The sequence below is a fragment of the Halomonas pelophila genome, from assembly GCF_040196315.1.
Lineage (GTDB): Bacteria > Pseudomonadota > Gammaproteobacteria > Pseudomonadales > Halomonadaceae > Halomonas > Halomonas pelophila.
Genome location: NZ_JBEGCI010000005.1, coordinates 259,177 through 282,357, shown reverse-complemented (window position 1 = coordinate 282,357; position 23,181 = coordinate 259,177). Strand labels below are relative to the sequence as shown.

Genomic DNA, 23,181 nt, shown 5'->3' with positions numbered 1-23,181 from the left:
GGGTCTGTCACGTCAGACCGCCACTTGAACCTGTAGTTGCTACAGGGTTTAGGCTTAAGACGTTACCCCACGCAGAGGAGCCCCGCCATGGCCACATCGGCATCCACGTCCACCGCCGCGACCCTGACGCTGCGCGTCGAGGGCATGGACTGCGGCGGCTGCGAGCGCAAGGTCGAGTCGGCGCTGGGTCGCCTGGAGGGCATCGCGGAGGTCTCGGCCAGCTCGGTCACCGGCTCGGTCAAGCTGCACTTTTCTACACACCCGCCTGCACACTCGCCCGCGCAGTCCGCGCCCTCCCATGCGGCGATCGAGCGCACGATTCATGAGCTCGGCTATCGCCTGGTCAGCGAGGCGGAGGCGGCCGCGCCGGAGGCCCCGTCGCCCTGGTGGCGCACCGCCAAGGGGCGGCTGGTGCTCGTCAGCGGCGGCCTGCTGGTGCTGGCCTTCGCGCTGCGCCTGGCCTGGCCGGTGCTCGGCCAGTGGCCCTTCGTCGCCGCCACCGCGGTGGGGCTGGTGCCCATCGTGCAGGGCGCCTGGGGCGCGCTGAAGCAGCGCAACCCCTTCACCATCGAGATGCTGATGAGCATCGCCGCGCTGGGGGCGCTGGCCATCGACGCCGCCGCCGAGGCCGCGGTGGTGGTCTTCCTGTTCGCCGTGGGCGAGCTCCTGGAGGGCGTGGCCGCCTCCCGGGCGCGGCGCAGCATCTCGGCGCTGGCGGACCTCACGCCCTCGACGGCGCGACTGCTGGACGGCGACGACACCCGCGAGGTGCCGGCCGCCACCCTCGCGCCCGGCCAGCGGGTGCTGATTCGCCCGGGCGACCGGGTGCCCTGCGACGGGCGCATCCTCGCCGGGGCCTCCGAGCTCGACGAGTCGCCGATCAACGGCGAATCGGTACCCCGCGCGCGGGAGCCCGGCGAAGACGTCTTCGCCGGCACCGTGAACCTGGAGGCCGCCCTGGAGGTGGAGGTGACGCGGCGCGCCGAGGACAACACCATCGCCCGGGTCATCCGCCTGGTCGAGGAGGCCCAGGCCGCCAAGGCGCCGGTCGCCCGCTTCATCGACCGCTTTGCGCGCTACTACATGCCGACGGTGATCGGGCTCGCCCTGCTGATGGCCGTGGCGCCGCCGCTGGTCGCGGGCATGGCGTGGTCGGAAGCGATCTACCGCGCCCTGGCGCTGCTGCTGATCGCCTGCCCCTGCGCGCTGGTGATCTCGACCCCGGCGGCGATCGCCGCCGGGCTCTCGGCCGGCGCCCGGCGCGGCCTGCTGATCAAGGGCGGCGCGGTGCTGGAGCAGCTCGGCAAGCTCAAGCTGGTGGCGCTGGACAAGACGGGCACGCTGACGGAAGGCCGCCCGCGCGTCACCGACGTGGAGGCCCTGGACGCCGGACACGACGAGGGCGAGATCCTGCGGCTCGCTGCGGCCCTGGAGCGCGACTCCAGCCATCCCATCGCCGCGGCGATCCTCGCCCACGCCGAGCGACAGGGCCTCTCGGTGCCGCGGGCGAGCGACGGCCGCGCCCTGGCCGGCCGCGGCATCGCCGGCTGGGTCGAGGCGCGCGAGCTCTCGCTGATCACCCCGCGCCACCTGGCCGAGCAGGTTGCGCTCGGCGAGGATCTCAACGCGCGGATCGCCGAGCTGGAGCAGGCCGGCAAGAGCCTCGCGGTGCTGGTCGAGGGCCAGCGGGCGCTGGGGCTGATCGCCGTGCGCGACGAGCCCCGCGAGGATGCCCGCCACGGCCTGGCGGCGCTGTCGCGCCTCGGCGTGCGGGCGGTGATGCTCAGCGGCGACAATTCCCGCACCGCCACCGCCATCGGCGAGCAGCTGGGCATCGAGGCCCACGGCGAGCTGATGCCCGGGGACAAGGCCCACCGCGTGCGGGAGTGGCAGGCCGCCGGCGAGGGGCCGGTCGGCAAGGTCGGCGATGGCATCAACGACGCCCCGGCGCTGGCGACCGCCGAGGTGGGCATCGCCATGGGCGGCGGCACCGACGTGGCGCTGGAGACGGCGGATGCGGCGCTGCTCAAGGATCGCGTGAGCGGCATCGCCGAGCTGATCGACCTCTCCCGGGCCACGCTGCGCAACATCAAGACTAACGTCGCCCTGGCGCTGGGCCTGAAGGCGGTGTTCCTGGTCACCACGGCGCTCGGCATCACCGGCATGTGGATCGCGGTGATGGCGGATACCGGCGCCACGGTGCTGGTGACGCTCAACGCCATGCGCCTGCTCGGCTACCGCTTCTCGCCGGGGCCCGCGCCGGCGGAGGCCCAGCCCGCCGCTGCGTCGTGACGGCCGCGTGCCCGGTCGACACCGGGCGCGTTTGGCATACCGGAAGGTGTCTGTCAGCATGATCCGCACATACATCCTGTGCTCGGATGACGGCGCCGCCCCCTGCTGAGAGACGCCGGCGGCGGCGCCCTCCTCCTTTGGCATCGCGTATGCCATCGCCACAGACCCTGGGAGGCCCGCATGACCACCCGCCCGTCGACGATACCGCCCCTGGATCCCGCCCGCGTGGCCACCATCGAGGCCTTCGGTGGCACCATCACCCCGCTGGAACCGCTGGGCGCGCAGGTGCAGGGCATCGACCTCACCGCCGCGGACGCGCCGCCGCCCGAGGTGCTCGACGCCCTGGAGCGCGAGATGGCGAGCCGCGGCTTTCTCGTCTTCAAGAACGACACGCCGCTGGCCGCCGACGACTTCCTGCGCGCCAGCTGCTGGTGGGGCGGCAAGGAGCTGCACAGCACCCATGGCGTGCACCCGGCCACCCCCGGGGGCAATCCGCATATCTTTCGCCTCTCGAACGACGCTCGCCACGGCATCCCCGACGTGGGGCCGCAGTGGCACAACGACGGCAGCTTCAACGCGGACACCTTCTCGCACTCGGGCTACCACATCATCCGCCCGGCCGAGAAAGGCGGCGGCACCTACTTCGCCCATCAGGGCGCGGCCTTTGACGCCCTCCCCGAGGAGCGAAAGGAGTTCTGGAGTCGCCTCTCCTCCGTGAACTCCGCCTCGGGCGTGGTGCACCCCGTGGTGCACGAGCACCCCATCACCGGGCGCCGTTGCGTCTGGCTGCATCTCGGCATGACCGGCGCGGTGATCGAGAAGCTCCCCGATGAAGAGGCGTTTCGCCTGCTGCACGAAGATGAGCTGAAGCAGCTCTGCCACGAGTACAACGACCTCCTGAATGCGGGGCTGGAAGACGGCTACGCCATCGCCTTCGAGTACCGGGAGAACGACTGCGTCTTCATCGACAACCTCGCCGTGGCGCACCGCGCCGCCCCCGAGGCGCACCTGCCCGCCGCAGAGCAGGGCCTGCGCATCATGCACCGCAGCACCGTGCGCGGCGTGCAGGACCTCGCCCCCGGCTTCGGCCTGCCGCAGCACGTCGATATCCAGGGACCCAATCCGCTCGGCGAGGGCGTCTGGAAAGGCGGCGGCATCGGCTTTCGGTGGGCGGATGGCTTGCCGATGCAGAACTGACATGGGGTACTCAGGCCAGGAACGGCGTGGTCAGCGGAGCTCCGGGTAACCAGCGGTCATTCGCCGATACCGTGGTAGAACACCACCCTTCCCTCGATCTCCTTGATGCTCGCGAGCGGATTCTCGTAGCTCCACGCCACGTCCTCGTGCTCGCCGAAGGAGTAGTAGCTGGCATCGCCCTTGAACGGGCAGTGGGTCACGGTCTCGGAGGGTGTCAGCAGGTCCATCCGCACGTGGTCGCGGGGGAGGTACTGGCGCGGCGGGTAGCCGGTCTCGCGCAGCTCGATGGCGCGGGTGGTGTCGGCGAGCAGGGTGCCGTCGATGACGACCCGCACCCGGCGGGCGTGCGGATGCAGGGTGATGCGGGGCTCTGAGGTATCGTTCATGCGCGCTCCCTGTGGCGGTGTCTCGTCTCCCGGCAGCGTAGCATCGTCGGTCCAGGACGGGCGCGCCGCCAGGGGAAAGCCACCGCCGCCTGTGCTACGCCGAGGCGTCGCACGCCGCTCATGGGGTGACACTCCGAGAGCGGGCTCTCCTCACAGGACCCGCACCACCACGGGAAGGAGCAGGCCCGAGATCGTGTCCGCGCCTGCGTCAGTGCCCATTGATGGCCAGATACAGCCCCGAAAGACCGACGAGGATCAGGCTCAACGCCCAGACCAGATCGAGGTTGAACCATGTGCGCTTCAGAAACCTGAGCCCGAGGTAGTAATAGGTCCCCGCGGCGATCACGCCGCCGGCCACCATCATGGCGGCGGTATGCGCCAGCGCCACGAGGAACGCCGAGCCGATGTTGCGCTCCATCAGTTCGCGCGCGGCCGTGTGGCCGGCCTCGCCCGACTCCATTCCGGAAATGCCCAGGTAGATCGGCAGCAGCATCAAGCCGGCACCGTGCGCCATCGCGGCGAGAAACGACCAGAGCACCAGGCGCGAGGGATGCACCCGAGCAAGAATCCTCGGGTGCCGGCGATTGATCAGCAGGTAGGCGCCTGCGGCGATCACCAGTGCTGCGGCCCCGACGCGGATTTCGGTCTGCCAGTCGAGCAGTACGGTCATCATGGAGAAGGGCAGCAGGATCGCCAGCATCGCCAGAAGGTGGCCGGCCGCCAACGCCCCGAGCGCCTTGACCATGGCCCGGCCCCGCCCGTCCATCAAGCCGGACGATACGGCTAGCGGCCACCCCATCCCAGGATTGACGCCGTGATAGACCCCGGAAAGCAGGACGGCCCCCCAAAGGGCCGTCACCGTACCCGCGTCGAGCCCCATTCAGAGGTTGGGATAGCAGAAACTGTCGGTCGAGCAATCGCCGCCCTCTAGCCGCACCTGGTGGGCGCGATAGCCCTTGGGGAAATCGACGTAGAAATCGGGATGGAGCGTCAGACCGCCATTGTCACCGACACGGGCCATGACCATCTGGCCGCCCTCCTGCCCGGGATAGAACTGGTTGTCCCATGAGGAATAGAGCGAGTTGGTCCAGTAGACCCGTTTGCCGTCGCGGCTGATCTCGACCATCTGCGGGCCAAAGGCGAAGGCCCCGCCGCCGGGATGGGGCGTGCCACGGGCGATGCCGCCCAGTTCCACCTTTCCGGTCAGGACCGGGTTCATGGGGTCCGACACGTCATACTGGTGCATCTCGCCCAGGCCCCAACAGGCCACGTAGAGGTACTTGTCGTCGAGACTGAGATCGATATCGGTGACCAGCGGTGGCACCGCCTCGAATCCCTGCAGGAGCGGCGGCAGGTTTTCCGCCGCCTCGGGGCGCGGATCGATGGTGATGGTCTTTTTGGACTGCCAGGTGCCATCGTCACCGCGCCACCAGGTGAAGATCGCGCCTTGCAGGTTCGTGGTGTCCACGACAACGCCGCAAAAACCGTAGGATTTCTTCGGGTCGTGCGCGGGCCGGATCTCCAGCGCCATCTGGTAGTTCTCGCCGAAATCCATCGTCTGGATATTCTTGCGCCGGCGCAGATCCCAGAAGTGGATCGAATGGCCGTACCGATTCGCCAGCAGATCCTCGGCGACGATGCCATTCTCGAACTGCGGCGGCAGCCCCCATTCGGAGCTGACCATGTAGTCCTGCGGCAGATTCCACCAGAAATCGTAATGCTTGTCCTGCTTGCCCCGGTCCATCTCGTAACGGCCGAGAATCTCGAAGGTTTCGCAATCCATGATGAAGATGCCGGGCGGGCCGATCGTGCCGTCCGCACCGCCGCCACCGAGTGTCGAGACATAGATGCCCTCGGGCCCGCAATGAACGGTGTGGGGGCGCGAATAACCGGTCTTCTCGAAAACCTCTTCGGGCTCGATGATCTTGTGGATCTGAGCGTCAAGCGGGTCTTTCACGTCGATCACGTAGATGCGTGAGGACCGGATCCCCGGCACGATCAGGTAGCGGCGCTCGAGGAAGGCATGACCGGACATTGGCGACAGCGAGGAGGAACAGGCGTTCCAGCCGAAATGATGGAACTCGTCGCCTGTGTAGGGCATGGCCAGGGTGTGCACGATGCTGCCATAGCGGTCGGAGTCCGGATTCAGATCGACCACGGCGAGCGCGTCCGGTTGCGCGCCGTCCGGGCTGAGCATCACGGTGAAGCCATAGTTCTCCACGGGCGCCTGCATGGCCAGTTGCGCCGTGGCGTGGAATGTCGGGTCGGGTCGGAAAGTCATGGTGACCTCCCTTGGAAAGGACAGGAAATCCGCCTGCGTCGTTCACAAGACCACCGCAGTCCCTGGATCGCTACACCGAGGCGAGGCGGCCGCACGCCAGTAGGCGCCGCGGGCGAGCAGCGCCGGAAAACGGCCACGCTCGCCGGCGGCCCCGCCATACCCATGAGTCTAGGACACTCCGATCACCTTCACCTGACTGTCCAGTCCGAAGGTAGACCCCATTTTCGCTCTCTACCGCTGACCCTGTTTCCGCTGCCCCCGACTCCATGGCTCAGTCGCCGGAGTGCGCGTCCCTTCTCGATTCCAGTACCTGCCTGATCGAGGTCGACATTGACGTCGACTTGCGCATCTTCGGGTCGAAAAAGACCTCTGTCACCTCGTAGTGGCTGGCTTCGCCCTTGAACGGGCAGTGGGTCACGGTCTTGGAGGGCGCGCCGCCAAAGGGAAAGCCTCCGCGGCCCTTGATATGCCGAGACGTCGCACGCAGGTCATGGGGTAACACTCCGAGAGCGGGCTATTCTCAGGGAGACCCGCCCTCACACCGGAAAGGAGCACCTGATGAGCAATCGAGACGCCTACGAGCAGAAGCTGCGCGCCAAGCTGGATGAGCTGCAGGCCGAGGTGGATAAGCTGAAGGCCCGCGCCCAGAGCGTCGAGGCCGATGCGCGCATCGATCGGGAAGAGGAGATCGACCGGCTGGAGGCCCGCCGCGAGGAGATGCGCAAGAAGCTCGAGGAGCTGCGCCACTCCAGCGACGATGCCTGGGACGACATCAAGGCCGGCGCGGAGCGCGCCTGGGACTCGCTGAGCGATGCCATCGAGAGGGCGCGTTCACGCTTCAAGTGATCAGCGATCGGTCATCGACCCGAAGCCCAAACGATGACGCCCGACTCGGATCCCTTGGCCCGAGCCGGGCGTGCCGTTTGCCTCGGCGGGGCGTGCCTCTCAACCGCCGGGCTTCGCGTGATAGGTGATCACCTCGGAGTGCACGCCCTCGGCGTCCACCTTGATCAGCCCGGCGCCTTCGATTGCCGTGCCCGGCACGGTCCACCAGCATGACGCGGTGAGCCGTCCCCCTTCCTCACGGGTGAGCAGCTCAGTCAGCGACAGCATGGGTTCCGGCACTCGCCCCTCGTGCTGCGAGGCGATGGTCTCCTTGAGACCGACGAGATAGTCCGACAGCGCATCTCTGGTCACGACGCCGACGTTCGGGTCATCGAAGGTGAAGTCCTTCGCGGTGGCCTTCAGGATCATGTCGGCATCGCCGTGGGTCCACCCTTCGGCATAGGCGTTCAGGTGTTCTGCTGCGTTCATGGCCTCATCCTCCACTCGGTTATCGACGGGTCAGCTCCCTCGATAGTCCCCAGTGCCCTAGATAGATCAGCCCCTTTATCTCCCGGTGACGTCTTCCCTCAGTCTTTTTTCACCCTCCATTGTCGCCCCTTTAAAGCACAGTCGTGACGCCACTCGGTGCCGGGCCAATGCCCTGCCTCAGTCACCAGCATGGCAAGGATCGGCTGGGGGCGAAACGCCGGAAAAAGAGCCCTATCGAAAGCATAATCGGAGCGGCGAGCTTGTCGACGGCAGGTGCGAAAAAAAACGCGGAACCGCGCTGGTAAATCGCTGCAAGACCCAGCGGGTTCGCGGCCGAGAAGGGACCGAGAAATGCAAGACGCCAGCCTGGCAGGACCAGGCTGGCGTCGAGAAGGCTCAGTCGAGAAGCCCGCGTCGGGAAGCCTCGGCGATCACCGAGGCATCATTCCGGAATCGCTCAGGCGAAGGCGTTGAGGCACCAGGTGATGGCCGGGATGGCGACGATGTCGATCAGCACGGCGCCACACAGCGGCACGATGATGAAGGCCTTGTGCGAGACCACGCGGTAGTGCTCGCACACCGCGCTCATGTTGGCCACGGCGTTCGGCGTAGCGCCCAGGCCATGGCCGATGAAGCCCGCGGTGAGCACGGCGGCGTCGTAGTTGCGGCCGAGCAGGCGGAACAGCACGAACACGCCGAGCACCACGATGGCCAGGGTCTGCACCAGCAGGATCAGCAGCAGCGAGCCGCCCATTTCCTGCAGCTGCCAGATCTTGAGGTTCATCATGGCCATGGTCAGGAAGACGCCCAGCGCCACGTCGCCGACGCTTGCGAGCGCGTTGTCGGGCATGCTGACCCAGTGGAAGCGGTCGTTGAGGTTGCGCAGCAGGATGGCCACGAACATCGCGCCCACGTAGCTCGGCAGGATGATGCCGAGATGGGTGGCCAGGCTCGCCTTGAACCACAGGCCGAGCACCATGATCGGCACGATGATCGCCAGCACCCGCAGCAGCACCCGTCCGTCGATGCTGGCCACGGTCGGGCGCTCCTCGGCGGTGAGCTTCTCGAGGTCATGCACGTCCTCGGCGACCACCGGGATCTGCCGGCGATCGATGATCCAGCGGGCGATGGGCGCGCCGATCACGCCGCCGATGATCATGCCGAAGGTGGCCGAGGCGATGGCCGCGGTGGTGGCACCCTGCACGCCCAGCGCTTCCGCCTCGGGGCCGAAGGCCGCCGCGGCGCCGAAGCCGCCCTCCAGCGAGGTGGCGCCGGCCATCAGGCCAATCAGTGGGTCGAGGCCCAGCAGGCTCGCCATGCCGATGCCCACGCCGTTCTGCATCAGCGCCAGCAGCCAGCAGGCCACCAGGTAGACACCCAGCGCCTTGCCGCCCTTCTTGAGCAGCGCCAGGCTGCCGCCCAGGCCCACGGTGGTGAAGAAGGCGATCATCAGCGGGCTCTGCATGGCGGTGTCGAGCTCGAAGGTGACCAGGCCCAGGTCGCGCAGCAGCCAGGCCAGCAGGGCGAAGCCGAAGCCGCCGACCACCGGCGTGGGGACGCAGAAGTGCTCCAGCCACTTGAGCCGGCGCTTGAGGCCGGCCCCGAGCGCGAGCAATAGCAGGGCCAGTGCCGTGGTGGTCACGGCATCCAGGGAGAAGTGCATGGCGATGCTCCGTTCTTACTGCCGCCAGGTGGCGGTCCGGGTGGTTGTTGCCGCTAGGGAGCGGTTTGGATCATGAGATGAAAATCAGCGGGCGAGCCGCTCCACCAGGCGCGCCGCGACGCGCGCCGTGCGTGATTCGGTGTCCAGGCTCGGGTTGAGCTCGGCCACGTCGACCATCGGCAGCGGGGTGCGCGCCGCCAGGTAGTCGATGACGTCTTCAACGAAGGCGATCTCGATGCCGCGGGCGGCGGGCGCGCTGACCCCCGGTGCGATCCAGCCGGGCAGTGTGTCCAGGCAGATCGTCAGGTAGACCACGTCGACCCGGGCCAGCAACCGGTCCAGCGCGCCCTTGACCTCGGGGCTCTCGATCGAGCGACAGGCGTCGTCCAGCACCCACTCGACGCCCAGCGCCTCGGCGCGCTCGAACAGCGCCGGGGTATTGCCGGTCTGGCTAACGCCCAGGCAGGTGTAGTGGAACTCGATGTCATGCTGCGCGCAGAGCTCGGCGCACTGGCGAAACGGCGTGCCGGAGCTGGCCCGCTCGGCCTGGCGAAGGTCGAGGTGCGCATCCAGGTTGAGGATGCCGATGCGCGGCATGCGTGCCTGGCGGCGGGCGTGCTCGAAGAGCCCCGAGAAGCTGGCGAAGGCGATCTCGTGGCCGCCGCCAAGGCCGATCACCCGGTGGCCCTGGTCGAGCAGGCCGGTCACCCGCTCGGCGAAGGCCTGCTGGGCGTCCTCCAGGGCATCGCCCTGGCAGATCACGTCGCCGGCGTCATAGAGCGGCGACTCCAGGTGATAGGCCAGGTTGGCCAGCTGGCGACGCAGCGCCCCGGGCCCTTCGCTGGCGCCCACGCGACCCTTGTTGCGGGCCACGCCGGCGTCGGAGCAAAAGCCCAGCAGCGCCCGCCCCGGCTGCTCGGCTTCGGCCACCGGACGCACCACCTGATGCCAGCGCCGTGAGTTGCCGGTCTCTTCGCTGTCGACGCGGCCCTGCCAGGGCGCGAGGCGCGCCTCGTTTGCTTGGTCCTGAATCACTCGAGGAGTTCTCCCAATCGCTGTGCACTGTTGCGTGTCTGTTCGGAGAGCCACGCGGTTCGCTGCCGGGTGCGGGCCTCCGGCGCCATGACGCTGATCACCGCCTTGAGCCGTCCGCGGCCGTTGAAGACCGGGGCGCTCGCCCCCCAGACGCCCTGGTCGATCTCACCGAGGCTGATCGCGACGCCCTCGGCGCGAATCTCATCGAGCCCGGCCAAGGCCTCGTTGCGCTCGGCCTCGCTGCGCAGCGTCAGCGCCATTTCCCGCTCTTCCTCGCTCATGAAGGCGAGCAGTGCCCTGGCGCTGGCGCCCTTCAACAGTGGCTGCACCTGGCCCCGGTGATAGCAGCAGCGCAGCGGCTGCGGGCTGTCGATCATCTCCACGCAGAGGGCGTGATCGCGCACCGCCATCAGCAGCGCCGAGCTCTCCTGGGTGATGTCGGTCAGCTCCGTGAGCACCGGCCGCGCCCACTGCAGCAGGTCGTTGCGCTGCTCGAAGCCCTGCTGCAGGCGCACCGCCTGGGGGCCCGGCGCGTAGGTGCCGCCCTCGCGCTCGCTGACCATGCCCCATGCCAGCAGCTGGCGCAGGTGGCGATAGGCGGTCGATACCGGCTGACTGGTCAGCTCGGCCAGTGTCTTTACCGTCAGCGGCGCGCCCTGGTTGGCCAGGCAGCACAGCAGCGCCAACATGCGATCGGAAGGACCCATAGCTCTCACCTCATAATTTGATAAACGATACGCAAGAAAGTCGGCAATCCAAAAAACGGTTATCAATTAATGATAATGACACACACTATACTTTGGTTGTAGATACGCCGCGACTCGGCCACGAAAATGCCGCTCGAGGGACACCTCGAGCGGCGATTTCAGGGGCAGAACAGAACCTTAAGTGCGGCGGAGGGTGATCGCTGGGGCCGGAGTGGACTGATCCAGGTGGGAGAGAAAAAGTGGTGCAGAAGCATCCATCGTCGTTGCCTTGCCGATGATTCCGGTGCCTGGAATCTCGGTCTGGGGCCTGTTCCAAACATTAGAGAAGACCACGTCACGGTTGTGCTCAAGCCGGCGTGTTCGCCTCATCAAGCAACCATTCACGAAACTTTCCGGCGATCGATCGCTCCTGGCCGATGCCCGCACTGACCACGTAGTACGCCTGTTCACAGTTCAGTGGTCTATCACACACCACCTCCAGCTTCCCGGCATTCAGCTCCGCCTGGTGCAGATCTCGACTGCCAAGCAGAATGCCCTGACCGGCTACGGCGGCCTCTTGGGCCAGCAGGCCATTACCAAATCGCAGTTCCCGGAAGACGCCGACTTCACATGCCTGCTGCTTGAACCACTCTTTCCAACCGCACGGCTCGTCGAAGCGGGTAAGGGTGCTGTCACACAGCAACGGTTGTTGGCGCAGGGTGTCGATTCCGGTCACGGTGGTGGCCACCTCGGGGGCGCACATGGGCACCAGTTCCAGACCCATCAGCCGTTGCGGCATGATCCCTGCGTAGTTTCCATAGCCGAGGCGAACGGAAACGTCGATCCCGGAGCGCTTGAGCTCGGTCACACCGAAGACGCAATCACGGGCTCGGTCCACCGTATGCAGGCTAGCCTGCAAGCGCACTTCAGCTTCTGGGCAGATGGCGTAAAAGCGGTGCAACCGGGGTACGATCCACTTCGTCGCGAACAGCGGCTCGGAGCATACGGTGACGATCAGGCGCTCTTCGCCGTAGGAGCGAATCTTGTCCACCGCGCTGTTCAGGGTCTGAAATCCCTCATGCAGCTCCGGCAGGGCCGCACGCGCGGCCGGGGTCAGGCTGACACGCCGGTGGTGGCGGACGAAAAGTTCAACACCAAGATACTCCTCAAGTGCCTTGATCTGATGACTGATCGCCGCCGGTGTGACGTTGAGCTCCTTGGCCGCTGCCGCGAAACTCTTGGTTCGTGCAGCGACCTCGAAATAGGACAGTGAGATCAGGGACGGGAGTCGTAACATGACCAATACTCGCAAAATGGCGGTGGGCCACTGGCACGTCCAAGTGACACGCGTAACGGTCACTATAAACACTGCCGGTGTAAACACCAGGCTGCTAACAAACGGCTGTTCCACACCCTTATCAGCGACCCCATCAGGCTAACAGACTGGTTTCTAGCTGCTGTCGCAGCAGAAATCTCTGGATTCTCCTGCAGCGGTGGTTGTTAGCCGGCCGAAGGTGCCCTGCCTGGGAGGCTGAAAGCGGCGGGCATTCGCCCAGCAGAGACTGGTCGACACGTCTTCGCACGGCTCGCTGCCAAGACGCACGCGGCACCATCCTGTGGGCCGGATACAGGGGGCACACTCCCCCCCTCCACCCCCCGCCTGAGGGGACGAAGAACCAAAAGGTCCGCATCCCGCAAAAAGTTGGTCTATTTTGTCTCCTACCACCGGTGCTTTAGGCCGCTTTGTGATGCCATGCGCGCCTATAGTTAGCGCGTCGAGCCAGTGAGTTAGAGCAGCCAACTTAACTTCATACCCAAAGGTAATAAAAATGACAAACGCTACCCCAACCAGCATTGAAAAAGAAGATGATTTTGGATTCGGGACACAGATCCGAAAGTCTCCCTACTTTGACGCTACCGTCCGGTGGGGCGCAAAAGGGTTTTCGGTATACAACCACATGTATATCCCACGTGACTTCGGAGATCCAGTACAGAACTTCTGGAATCTCGTGAATGATGCGATCCTTTGCGATGTTGCCGCCGAACGTCAGGTGGAAATCACCGGTCCGGATGCGGCAAAATTCATGCAGACCCTAACTCCGCGTGATTTGTCGGAAATGGCTGTCGGGCAGTGCAAGTATGTCCTGATCACCAATCAAGACGGTGGCATTCTTAACGACCCGATCCTGTTGCGGCTGGCAGAAAATCATTTCTGGATCTCGCTGGCTGATACCGACATCCTGTTGTGGGCGCAAGGTGTTGCGGTTCATGCCGGTATGGATGTCAGCATTGGCGAACCCGATGTTTCCCCGTTGCAACTCCAGGGCCCGAAATCGGGCGAAGTGATGAAGAAGCTCTTCGGTGAGAGCATCATGGATCTTCGCTACTACTGGTTGCGCGAACTTGAACTTGACGGCATTCCGCTGATTGTCTCGCGTACCGGTTGGTCGAGCGAACTTGGCTATGAACTTTATCTGCGTGATGGCACGCGGGGGGATGAACTTTGGGAAAAGATCATGGCTGCAGGCGAGTCCTTTGGGTTGAAGCCTGGTCATACCTCTACGATTCGCCGCATTGAAGGTGGAATGCTCTCCTATCACGCTGATGCGGACATCAACACCAACCCTTACGAAATTGGCATGGACCGTCTGGTTAACCTGGACATGGATGCTGACTTTATCGGTAAAGCCGCATTAAAGCGCATTCGTGACAACGGCGTGAGCCGCAAGGAAGTCGGCCTGCGTATTGAAATGGCACCCCTCAAGAAGCCAAACACCCGGTTCTGGCCGCTGACAAAAGATGGGAAGACAGTCGGCAAGGTAACGTCTGCCGTCTATTCCCCGCGTCTTGACCAGAATATTGCTTTGGCCATGGTGGCTACTGAACTTTCAGAAATTGGCACGACGCTAGAGATTCCTAGCGAATCCGGCCCCGTAAAAGCCATTGTTGTCGAAAAGCCTTTCTTCGACCCCAAAAAACAAAAAGCCACATCTTCTTGAAGCCAGAACTATCCTGTTTGATCTTGAAGTTCTGGAGCACCGCGAGGGTGGCAATGATGACCACGATCATTTCTCGAGCACTGCCAGAAAAGATCGTGGCGACCCAAGCATAACGACTGTATTGAAAAGCACCTGCATCCGTGAGCGATCCAGAAAAACTCATTTACTATCAATATCTTGCCTGAATGAAAGAGCATCACCCCAGGCAAGGAAAGAAACTCATCTTATTGATTTTAAAAAGTTTAAATGCAACTCACGGATTCAGGAATCAATAATTGTCTCCACCGTGGTGGTGCTGTGAAAGGAGAAGCATATGTACCCCATACGTCGTTGGGTCGTGCGGCACGCGAGATTTTTTGAGCGCATCTACCAAATGTTCGAACCGGTGATCGTCAAGTTGCAGCCGATTTGGAAGTCGATAGGCTACCAGCGCGCAGAAAAGCCGGTAGGCATGGTGGAAAAGTTCAGCAAGGGGCTGCTGTTCGATTGCAAGATGTGTGGTCAGTGCATCCTCAGCTCCACCGGGATGTCTTGTCCTATGAACTGTCCTAAGTCCTTGCGCAACGGCCCTTGTGGTGGTGTACGGCAGAATGGAAATTGTGAAGTTCATCCCGAGATGCGATGTGTCTGGGTCGAAGCCTGGGATGGGAGTCAGAAAATGAAAGGCGGCGGGCAGATCCATGTGGTGCAACTGCCAGTGGATTACAGCCTAAAGGGGAGTTCATCCTGGCTGCGAGTGGCACGTGGCGCGCCAGATCAAAAACAAGAACATAAATGAGCTTAAAAATAAGCCTCAATGATGTAGATAAATATCGTAACGGTGGACAACCCGCCAAACAGCCATTCTAAAAAATGAACAAGATGAATGACTTAAAGCCATCATCTGGCGAGTCAACAAACAACCATCAATATAAAAAGGCTTTCTAGCATGAAAAAAACCATTGACTACTCAAACCAATATGTACTCACCGTCGACTGCAAAACTGCACCGGGCATCGTTGCCGGGATCGCATCCTATCTGACGGAGCGTGGCGGCTATATCGCAGAACTATCGCAATTCGATGACAAGATCACCGATCAATTCTTCTTGCGAACCATGTTCAACATCACCGCCGACTCCAGCCATACTTTTGAAGACATACGCAACGGATTCGATGTCCTGGCCGAAAAACATGGCATCAAGTGGACCATGCACGAAGTCAGTAGCCCGACAAAAGTCTTGATCATGGTATCCAAGTTTGACCACTGCCTTGTTGATCTTCTTTACCGTTATAACAAGGGTGAATTGAACATCGATATTACCGCGATCGTATCCAACCACCAGGATCTTCAATCGATCGTTGAGCGTGAAGGGTTTCGCTTCATTTACCTACCGGTGACGACAGAAACCAAAGCGGAACAAGAAGCTGAGCTACTCAACATTATCAACGAGACCGGGACCGAACTGGTGGTACTGGCGCGTTATATGCAGATATTGTCTGACAATCTCTGTAAGCATCTGCACGGCCGGGCCATCAATATCCATCACTCCTTCCTGCCCGGTTTTAAAGGTGCCAAACCGTATCATCAGGCATACGAGCGTGGTGTTAAGCTGATCGGCGCCACTGCGCACTATGTGACTGCCGATCTTGATGAAGGCCCGATTATCGAACAGTCCGTCTTGCAGGTTAGTCACGCCTACTATCCTGACGAACTTGTTTCCCTTGGCCGAGACACCGAAACGAAAGCACTAGCAAGCGCTGTCAAACTGCATTCAGAAAACCGTGTGTTAATTTCGGGCAGCAAGACCATTATTTTCAAATAGAAACAGAGGTCATCATGGCTCAATTAATAGACGGAAAGCAGATTTCGGAGCAGGTTTTGCAAGAAGTTGCCTCTGAAGTCGAGTTACTCAGGGCCGAGCATGACATCGTGCCGACGCTGGCTGTAGTGCTGGTGGGAGAGGATCCCGCCAGCCAGGTGTACGTGAGAAACAAGGTGAAGCGGGCGACAGAGGCGGGGATGGGCTCTATCGAGCACCGCCTCGATGCCGAAACCACTCAGGCTGCCCTGAATGAGCTAGTCGATTCTCTAAACAATGATCCTGAGGTACACGGCATTCTGGTGCAGCTGCCACTGCCGTCGCATCTCAACGAGGATGAGGTGATAGCGTCCATCCATCCGGATAAAGATGTTGATGGCTTTCATCCACTGAATGTCGGGGCACTTGCTTCCGGGCGACCATCGCTAGTCCCTTGCACGCCACAGGGTTGCATGATCATGCTGCATCAGGTCCATCCGGATCTCAGTGGTAAAAATGCGGTGGTGGTGGGACGCTCTAATATTGTGGGTAAGCCGATGGCGGCACTGCTTTTACAGGCAAACTGTACGGTCACTATTGCGCATTCACGAACGAAGAACATCGAAGCACTGTGCCGCAATGCCGATATTGTAGTAGCCGCCGTCGGCCGGCCGGAGTTCATCAACGCTGACTGGATCAAACCGGGTGCCACGGTCATTGATGTCGGTATCAACGCCATTGATGTCGACGGCAAGAGAAAGCTCGTGGGTGATGTGGATTTTGAATCGGTAGCTAAGGTCGCTGGTGCCATTACGCCGGTGCCCGGTGGCGTGGGCCCGATGACGATCGCCTGCCTGCTGTTGAATACGACACGTGCCGCCAGGCATCAGTTGGCCTGACGGTTAGATCTGCCGCCGCTTTCACCAAGAAGGTGGCGACCCACACCAAGGCCTCGATCTTTCTGGTCAGGCCCACCGGTGCTAACTAACGCACGCACGCACGCACGCACGCACGCACGCACGCCCACTCAACTACCGACAAACTGAAAGGGAAATAAAAGTGAATAAAATTCCCAAAGACGACAGTGCCCAGCAACCGGGACCCGGCGGCTCCCGGGGCATCCAGGCACCAGAAGGGCCGTCGAACCTCATAGATACCAATTACGTGATAGGACAAGACAACTTCGCGACCACCAAGTTCGGTATCAGCGTCGACATACATGGCAAGGTCTTCACCATCTCCTCGCTGATGGTCCTGGCATTCGTGATCATCACGCTGGCGCTGCAGGACTACGTGGAACCGGTCTTCAATGCCGGCTTCACCTTACTGACCGTGAACCTGTCCTGGTTCTTTTTGCTGGCGGCTAATATCTTCTTGCTGCTCGCGTTAGTGCTGATCTTCACGCCCATGGGTCGGGTCAGGTTAGGCGGTGCCCATGCCAAGCCGGAATTCAGTTTTATCGGCTGGTTTTCCATGCTGTTCGCCGCGGGCATGGGCATCGGCCTGATGTTCTACGGGATCTCCGAGCCGCTGACCCACTACGGCAGCGCCATGGGCGGCATCACCGTGGAAAACGGGGTGCGCACCGACTGGGCACCACTGGGCGCCGCTGCGGGTGACCCGGCCGCCGCCGCCTCGCTGAGCCTGTCCGCCTCTATCTTCCACTGGGGCCTGCATGCCTGGGGGGTCTATGCCGTGGTGGCCCTGGCCCTGGCGCTGTTCGCCTTCAACAAGGGCCTGCCGCTGACCATGCGCTCGGTTTTCTACCCGGTCCTTGGGGAGCGCATCTGGGGCTGGCCAGGCCACGCTATCGACATTCTGGCCGTATTCGCCACCCTCTTCGGCCTGGCCACGTCGCTCGGCCTCGGCGCCACTCAGGCCGCCGCGGGCTTGGAATTCCTGTTCGGCATCCCCAACACCAATGTCACCATGGTGGTGCTGATCATCGGCATCTCCCTGGTAGCGTTGGTATCGGTCGTCGCCGGCGTCGAGAAGGGCGTGCAGCGACTCTCCCAGCTCAATATGGTGCTGGCCTTCCTGCTGCTGGCCTTCGTGATCGCCGTGGGCCCGACCCTGCTGATTGCCACCGGCTTCTTAACGAACCTGGGCAACTACCTGGTCAACCTGCCGGCGCTCTCCATGCCCTTCGGCCGTGAGGACGCCAACTTTAGCCAGGGCTGGACCACCTTCTACTGGGCCTGGTGGGTCTCCTGGGCACCGTTTGTCAGCATGTTCATCGCCCGGGTCAGCCGAGGCCGCACTGTCCGTGAATTCCTGATCGCCGTGCTGCTGGTGCCGTCGATTATCACGGTGCTGTGGATGAGCGCCTTAGGTGGCACAGCCATCGACCAGGTGCTCACCTACAACTTCCAGGGCGCCATGGACGCGGCCCTTGAACTGCAGATGTTCGAGGTGTTCAGCCAGTTGCCTCTGTCACAGATCACCTCCTTCATCGGCATCGTGCTGGTGATCGTGTTCTTCGTCACGTCCTCCGACTCCGGCTCGCTGGTGATCGACTCCATCACGGCCGGCGGCAAGATCGATGCGCCCAAGCCACAGCGTATCTTCTGGGCCCTCATCGAGGGTGCCATCGCCATCGCCCTGCTGTTGGGTGGCGGCCTGAACGCGCTGGCGACGGCGGTGATCGTTACCGCCCTGCCCTTCACCTTCGTCTTGCTGGTGGCGTGCTATGGCATGGTCCAGGGCCTGCGCGAGGAACATCGCGCCCTGAGGCTCGCGAGCGCGGCCTGACACGAGGCCTTCCGCCCGACGACGACGCCCCCGGATGGGGGCGTCGTCGTTTGCGCTGTTCTGAAATGACCCTCTCCTGAGTTGCACAGGCAGTTGCACAGGCGATGGTGCAGCGGTCAGGAGGATCCGATGAACAAAGCAGACCCCACCGTCACAAGCCGGCCCTCCAGGAGGAGGGCCGCGGTGGTCACGGACATCAGGTGATCGTTGCCGACATGGCTTGCAGCATGACTTCGGTCTCCGCAACCGGAGGCTGGATCGATGACGCCGGCTACCGCCGCAACATGAGTCGATCCAGCGCCACCTGCCGCTGAAGTACTGGCAAGTGCGCAAGCATCACCAAGGCTAGCCTGGGATGCCTTCCCCTCTAGCTCAGCAGGGCTTCGGAAGATTCGGGGTTGAGCTCTTTCGGGTCGTCGCGTCCCGGGTACCAGGGCACGCGGCCCTCGAGCACGCCGGTGGCCTTGATGATCTCGGCCACGGTGTGTTCCTGGCGGTAGGCCATGATATGGGCGCCGCTGACGCCGGGAATCTCGCGGATCTCGTTAAGCAGGTCCATGCACAGCTGCTTGCCCTCCTCCTTCTGGTTCTCGGCCCCCTCGAGACGCGCGATCACGCTGTCGGGAATGTGCACCCCGGGCACGTTAGCGCGGATCCAGCGGGCGCTGCGGGCCGAGGCCAGCGGCCCGATCCCGGGCAGGATGAACACACGGTCAGGGCCTTCCAGCAGACCGAGGTCGTTCACCTTGAGCATGAATTCGCGCAACCGATCGATATCGAAGCAGTACTGGGTCTGGATGAACTGGGCGCCTGCGGCCACCTTCTTGGCCAGGCGATGCGGTCGCCAATCCAGGGGTGGCACGAAGGGATTCTCGGCCGCACCGAGGAAGATCCGCGGAGGCATCGTGATGTGCCGCCCGCTATCGAAGCGCTGCTCGTCGCGCATGCCACGGGCGATCTGCAGCAAGGACATGGAGTCGAGATCGAATACCGGCTTGGCCTGGGGATGGTCACCGGCCTGCACACCGTCACCGGTCAGACACAGCAGGTTGCAGGCGCCCATGGCCGCCCCACCGAGGATCTCGCCCTGGATGGCGATGCGGTTTCGGTCACGGCACGATATCTGCAGGATGGTGGCATAGCCGACCCGGGTCAGCAGCGAGCAGACGCTGACGCTGGACATATGGCAGTTGGCGCCAGAGCCATCCGTCGCATTGATGGCATCGACGTAGCCATCGAAGATGGCCGCACGCTTGAGCACCTCTGCCGGGTCGGCAGAATCCGGCGGGTCGATCTCGCTGGTAATGGCGAACTTGCCCGCCCGCAGCACCCGCTCCAGCCGACCGGGGGAAACATGGCCGGGCAGGATCGGCAGGGAGTAGCCCGGTACGGGCTCGTCATCGAACTTCATTTTGTTGTCTCGCTCTTGGCGGTTGAAGAGGCAGTACCATCCAGCTGGCGAACCACGCGAAGCCAGGCAGAAGTTCCCTTGAGGCGATGGTCGACCGGCAATTGAACAGCCTGGATGCGATCGCCATGCTGCATGCGACGACTTCCTTCCCAGGCATCGACCCAGACACACATCATGTCCGGCTTCACTTCGCAATGCCCATTGGCACGCACCCCGCCACAGGGGCCATTGCGCAGTGACTTGGGGCAGTTCATGGGACAGGACATGCCGGTGGAAGAGAGGATGCACTGACCGCACATCTGGCAATCGAAGAGCGCCCCCTTGACGGCCTTTTCCACCGACCTCACCGGCGCCTCGATACGCTCGTGACCCAGTCGCCTCAACACCGGGGCGAGCTTGACCAGCACCGGCTCGAAGCGTCGATAGATCGTCTCAAAGACCCTGGAATGGCGAACCACCCAGCGGCGCGTCCTGTACATGACATGTTCCTTCTTCGTTGAGCGGCGGTGTCCTCACTCTGCCAGAGCCGTCGTGGCTGGCCCCAGGCGACAGGCCGCATACTTGAACTCGGGAATCTTGCCGTCGGGATCCAGCGCCGGGTTGGTCAGCAGGTTGGCCGCTGCCTCAACGTAGCAGAACGGCACGAATACCATGCCCTCCATCATCAGCGGATCGACCCGCGCCTTGAGCGTGATCGCCCCGCGCCGGGTGGTGATGGTCAGCGCTTCCCCGGGGTGCAGCCCCAGTCGCAGAAGCTCACTCGGCGAAACGCTGGCCACCGCCTCGGGCTCCAGGGCGTCGAGTACCTGGCTGCGTCGGGTCATGGAACCGGTATGCCAGTGCTCGAGCTGACGCCCGGTGATCAGCACCGTGGGGAAGGCAGCATCCACGGGCTCATCCGGCGGCAGCGGCCTAGTGGGGGCGAACTTCGCCTTGCCACCCGTTCGAGGGAAGCTCTCGGAGAAGACCACATCGGCCCCGGGGGCATCCTCTGCCGGGCAGGGGTAGGTCACCGAGTTCTCGCGCTCGAGTCGCTCCCAGGTGATGTTGTCCAGAGAGGCCATGCCCCGCTTCATCTCGGCGAACACCTCGCGGGGATGGGCATAGTCCCAGGGCAGCCCGAAGCGCCGGGCGATCTCCTGGAGGATCCACCAGTCGGGCCGTGCCTCACCGGGCAGCGCCACGGCGGCGCGGCCGAGCTGCACCTGGCGATTGGTATTGGTCACCGTGCCGTCCTTCTCCATCCAGCTCGAGGCCGGCAGGATGACGTCGGCGAACTGGGCCGTCTCGGTGACGAACAGATCCTGCACCACCAGGTGCTCGAGCCTGGCCAGCGCACCGCGGGCATGGTGGAGGTCGGGGTCGGACATCGCCGGGTTCTCGCCCTGGATGTACATGCCCTTGATCTGGCCGGCGTGAATCGCATCCATGATCTCCACCACGGTGAGCCCGGGTCGTTCCTCGAGCGTGGTGTTCCACAGTTCCTCGAAGGCGGCGCGCACCTGGGCGTCCCCTACCGGCTGGTAGTCCGGCAGCACCATGGGAATCAGCCCGGCATCCGAGGCGCCCTGGACGTTGTTCTGGCCACGCAGCGGGTGCAGGCCGGTACCCGGGCGGCCGGTCTGGCCGCAGGCCAGCGCCAGCGAGATCAGGCAGCGAGCGTTGTCGGTGCCGTGCACGTGCTGGGAGATGCCCATGCCCCAGAAGATCATCGCCTTGTCGGCGGTGGCATAGAGTCGGGCGATGTCGCGAATGGTGTCGGGGTCGACGCCACAGAGCCCGCTCATCGCTTCCGGCGTCATATCGCTCACGTGGGCCTTGAGTGCCTCGAAGCCCTCGGTGTGCTCGGCGATATAGGCGTCGTCATACAGGCCTTCGCTGACGATCACGTTGAGCATGGCATTGTAGAGCGCCACGTCGCCGCCCGGGGTGAAGCGCACGCTGCGGTGGGCATAGGCATCCAATGCCTGACCGCGGGGATCGAGGATGATCAGCTTGGTGCCGTTTCTGGCCGCCTGCTTGAAGTAGGTGGCCGCCACCGGATGATTGATGGTCGGGTTGCAACCGGTGAGGAGCACCACATCGGCCTGGAGGGCCTGCATGAAGGAGGCCGTCACGGCTCCCGAGCCGATGCACTCCATCAACGCCGCCACCGAGCTCGCATGGCACAGCCGGGTGCAATGGTCGACATGGTTGGAGCCGAAGCCGGTACGCACCAGCTTCTGGAACAACCAGGCCTCCTCGTTGGAGCATTTGGCACTGCCGAAACCGGCCAGGGCGTCGGGGCCATGAGCCGCCTTCAGATCCACCAGTCCCCGAGCGGCCACATCCAGCGCCTCCTCCCAGCTCGCTTCAGCGAAGTGGGTCAGCGGTCGTGCCGGGTCGAAGGCGGGGTCGAGCCCCTTGGGCACCCCGGGACGGCGGATCAGCGGGGTGGTCAGTCGTGAGGGGTGGCGGGGATAGTCAAAGCCGAAGCGGCCCTTGACGCAAAGACGGTTCTGGTTGGAAGGACCATCACGCCCCTCGACGAAGAGGATACGCTCGTCCTCGGCGTGCTGGCCCGTGATGTGATAGGTGAGCTGGCAGCCCACGCCGCAATAGGGGCAGACCGAGTCGACGGTGCGATCGGCGGCCTTCGAGTCGCCGCGCCCCGTGGCGTCGATCAGGGTCGCCGGCATCAGCGCCCCGGTCGGGCAGGCCTGGACGCATTCGCCGCAGGCCACGCAGGTGCTCTCGCCCATGGGGTCGTCGAAGTCGAAGACGACCTTCGAGGCTGCGCCGCGGTGGGCCAGGCCGATGACGTCGTTGCCCTGCACCTCGCGACAGGCACGCACGCAGAGGTTGCACTCGATGCAGGCATCGAGATTGACGTGCATGGCCGAGTGGGTGGTGTCGTGGCCCCTGGCATGGGGAAGAGACTCCGCACGCTCGGCAACATGGTGGACGGTGGGCTCCACTCGTTCGGCCCGCGCGGGTAACCGCTCACGCACCGCGGTGGCGTCGATGGCCAGCAGATCGGCCATCGCCCAGAAGTGGCTCGAGCGGTCGGGGCCAGCGTCGCGCTCGGGCTGGTCGGCGATCAACAGCTCCATCACCCCTTCCCGGGACACGCGTGCCCGCTCGGAGGTGGCACTCTTGACCACCATGCCAGGCGCCGCCTCGCGCAGGCAGCTCGCCGCCAGCACACGCTCGCCTTCCACTTCCACCATGCAGGCGCGGCAGTTGCCGTCGGCCCGGTAGCCGGGGACATCCTTGAAGCACAGATGCGGAATGGTCTCGCCGGCGCGCTTGGCCACCTGCCAGAGGGTCTCGCCGGGATGGGCGTCGACCTCGGTGCCATCCAGGGTCAGGGTGAAGCTTTCCTTCACGCTCGGTTCTTTCATGCT

At 63.6% G+C, this 23,181-nt stretch carries 19 protein-coding genes; 8 read left to right on the top strand and 11 right to left on the bottom strand.

Annotation, left to right across the window (positions count from 1 at the left end):
- Positions 1-87: 87 nt before the first annotated feature.
- Both ABE957_RS07855 and ABE957_RS07850 read left to right on the top strand, forming a co-directional pair.
- Complete coding sequence (locus ABE957_RS07855) at positions 88-2,292, top strand: heavy metal translocating P-type ATPase (RefSeq protein ID WP_349758117.1); 2,205 nt, start codon at positions 88-90, stop codon at positions 2,290-2,292.
- Between the two features lie 180 nt (positions 2,293-2,472).
- Complete coding sequence (locus ABE957_RS07850) at positions 2,473-3,489, top strand: TauD/TfdA dioxygenase family protein (protein ID WP_349758116.1); 1,017 nt, start codon at positions 2,473-2,475, stop codon at positions 3,487-3,489.
- 56 nt (positions 3,490-3,545) lie between these two features.
- Here ABE957_RS07850 and ABE957_RS07845 read toward each other — a convergent pair whose 3' ends face one another.
- From ABE957_RS07845 to ABE957_RS07835, 3 genes are all read right to left on the bottom strand, one after another.
- Positions 3,546-3,875 (bottom strand): DUF427 domain-containing protein, encoded by a 330-nt coding sequence (locus ABE957_RS07845; protein WP_349758115.1) that lies wholly within the window; start codon positions 3,873-3,875, stop codon positions 3,546-3,548.
- Positions 3,876-4,083: 208 nt separating this feature from the next.
- The gene (locus ABE957_RS07840; protein WP_349758114.1) at positions 4,084-4,620 is read right to left on the bottom strand and encodes a hypothetical protein; all 537 of its coding nucleotides are present in this window, start codon (positions 4,618-4,620) and stop codon (positions 4,084-4,086) included.
- 135 nt (positions 4,621-4,755) lie between these two features.
- Complete coding sequence (locus ABE957_RS07835; protein WP_349758113.1) at positions 4,756-6,156, bottom strand: selenium-binding protein SBP56-related protein; 1,401 nt, start codon at positions 6,154-6,156, stop codon at positions 4,756-4,758.
- 558 nt (positions 6,157-6,714) lie between these two features.
- On the opposite strand from ABE957_RS07835, the gene ABE957_RS07830 reads away from it, so the two are divergent.
- On the top strand, positions 6,715-7,002 hold the full coding sequence (locus ABE957_RS07830) for a sll1863 family stress response protein (protein ID WP_349758112.1): 288 nt from the start codon (positions 6,715-6,717) through the stop codon (positions 7,000-7,002).
- Positions 7,003-7,101: 99 nt separating this feature from the next.
- On the opposite strand, the gene ABE957_RS07825 is transcribed toward ABE957_RS07830, so the two are convergent.
- The 5 genes from ABE957_RS07825 to ABE957_RS07805 form a co-directional block, all read right to left on the bottom strand.
- On the bottom strand, positions 7,102-7,470 hold the full coding sequence (locus tag ABE957_RS07825; RefSeq protein ID WP_349758111.1) for a nuclear transport factor 2 family protein: 369 nt from the start codon (positions 7,468-7,470) through the stop codon (positions 7,102-7,104).
- A gap of 457 nt (positions 7,471-7,927) precedes the next feature.
- Positions 7,928-9,133: a sodium/glutamate symporter gene (gene gltS / locus ABE957_RS07820; protein WP_349758110.1), complete on the bottom strand. Its 1,206-nt coding sequence runs from the start codon at positions 9,131-9,133 to the stop codon at positions 7,928-7,930.
- An 84-nt stretch (positions 9,134-9,217) separates the two neighbouring features.
- Positions 9,218-10,168: a formimidoylglutamase gene (gene hutG / locus ABE957_RS07815; RefSeq protein WP_349758109.1), complete on the bottom strand. Its 951-nt coding sequence runs from the start codon at positions 10,166-10,168 to the stop codon at positions 9,218-9,220.
- Positions 10,165-10,875 carry an IclR family transcriptional regulator gene (locus ABE957_RS07810; RefSeq protein WP_349758108.1) on the bottom strand — a complete coding sequence of 237 codons (711 nt, stop codon included), beginning with the start codon at positions 10,873-10,875 and terminating at the stop codon, positions 10,165-10,167. The genes hutG and ABE957_RS07810 overlap by 4 nt, the downstream gene beginning before the upstream one ends.
- Positions 10,876-11,221: 346 nt before the next feature.
- Positions 11,222-12,151: a LysR family transcriptional regulator gene (locus tag ABE957_RS07805; protein ID WP_349758107.1), complete on the bottom strand. Its 930-nt coding sequence runs from the start codon at positions 12,149-12,151 to the stop codon at positions 11,222-11,224.
- A 532-nt stretch (positions 12,152-12,683) separates the two neighbouring features.
- On the opposite strand from ABE957_RS07805, the gene ABE957_RS07800 reads away from it, so the two are divergent.
- The 5 genes from ABE957_RS07800 (at position 12,684) to ABE957_RS07780 (ending at position 18,384) form a co-directional block, all read left to right on the top strand.
- Positions 12,684-13,853, top strand: a complete 1,170-nt coding sequence (locus tag ABE957_RS07800) for a glycine cleavage T C-terminal barrel domain-containing protein (RefSeq protein WP_349758106.1) — start codon at positions 12,684-12,686, stop codon at positions 13,851-13,853.
- Positions 13,854-14,166: 313 nt separating this feature from the next.
- Positions 14,167-14,631 carry a methylenetetrahydrofolate reductase C-terminal domain-containing protein gene (locus ABE957_RS07795; RefSeq protein WP_349758105.1) on the top strand — a complete coding sequence of 155 codons (465 nt, stop codon included), beginning with the start codon at positions 14,167-14,169 and terminating at the stop codon, positions 14,629-14,631.
- 150 nt (positions 14,632-14,781) lie between these two features.
- Entirely contained in the window at positions 14,782-15,657 is an 876-nt protein-coding gene (gene purU / locus ABE957_RS07790) for a formyltetrahydrofolate deformylase (RefSeq protein ID WP_349758104.1), read from the top strand.
- A 14-nt stretch (positions 15,658-15,671) separates the two neighbouring features.
- Positions 15,672-16,532, top strand: coding sequence for a bifunctional methylenetetrahydrofolate dehydrogenase/methenyltetrahydrofolate cyclohydrolase FolD (gene folD / locus ABE957_RS07785; protein ID WP_349758103.1), 861 nt, complete (start codon positions 15,672-15,674; stop codon positions 16,530-16,532).
- Between the two features lie 169 nt (positions 16,533-16,701).
- The gene (locus ABE957_RS07780; RefSeq protein WP_432765409.1) at positions 16,702-18,384 is read left to right on the top strand and encodes a BCCT family transporter; all 1,683 of its coding nucleotides are present in this window, start codon (positions 16,702-16,704) and stop codon (positions 18,382-18,384) included.
- A gap of 367 nt (positions 18,385-18,751) precedes the next feature.
- Here the strand turns inward: ABE957_RS07780 and ABE957_RS07775 are convergent, their stop codons facing one another.
- From ABE957_RS07775 to fdhF, 3 genes are read right to left on the bottom strand one after another with little or no spacing between them, the layout of a single operon-like run.
- Complete coding sequence (locus ABE957_RS07775) at positions 18,752-19,795, bottom strand: methylenetetrahydrofolate reductase (RefSeq protein WP_349758101.1); 1,044 nt, start codon at positions 19,793-19,795, stop codon at positions 18,752-18,754.
- The gene (locus tag ABE957_RS07770; RefSeq protein WP_349758100.1) at positions 19,792-20,274 is read right to left on the bottom strand and encodes a methylenetetrahydrofolate reductase C-terminal domain-containing protein; all 483 of its coding nucleotides are present in this window, start codon (positions 20,272-20,274) and stop codon (positions 19,792-19,794) included. Before ABE957_RS07770 ends, ABE957_RS07775 begins: the two co-directional genes overlap by 4 nt.
- Positions 20,275-20,307: 33 nt before the next feature.
- Positions 20,308-23,178: a formate dehydrogenase subunit alpha gene (fdhF, locus tag ABE957_RS07765; RefSeq protein WP_349758099.1), complete on the bottom strand. Its 2,871-nt coding sequence runs from the start codon at positions 23,176-23,178 to the stop codon at positions 20,308-20,310.
- Between the last annotated feature and the right edge of the window lie 3 nt (positions 23,179-23,181).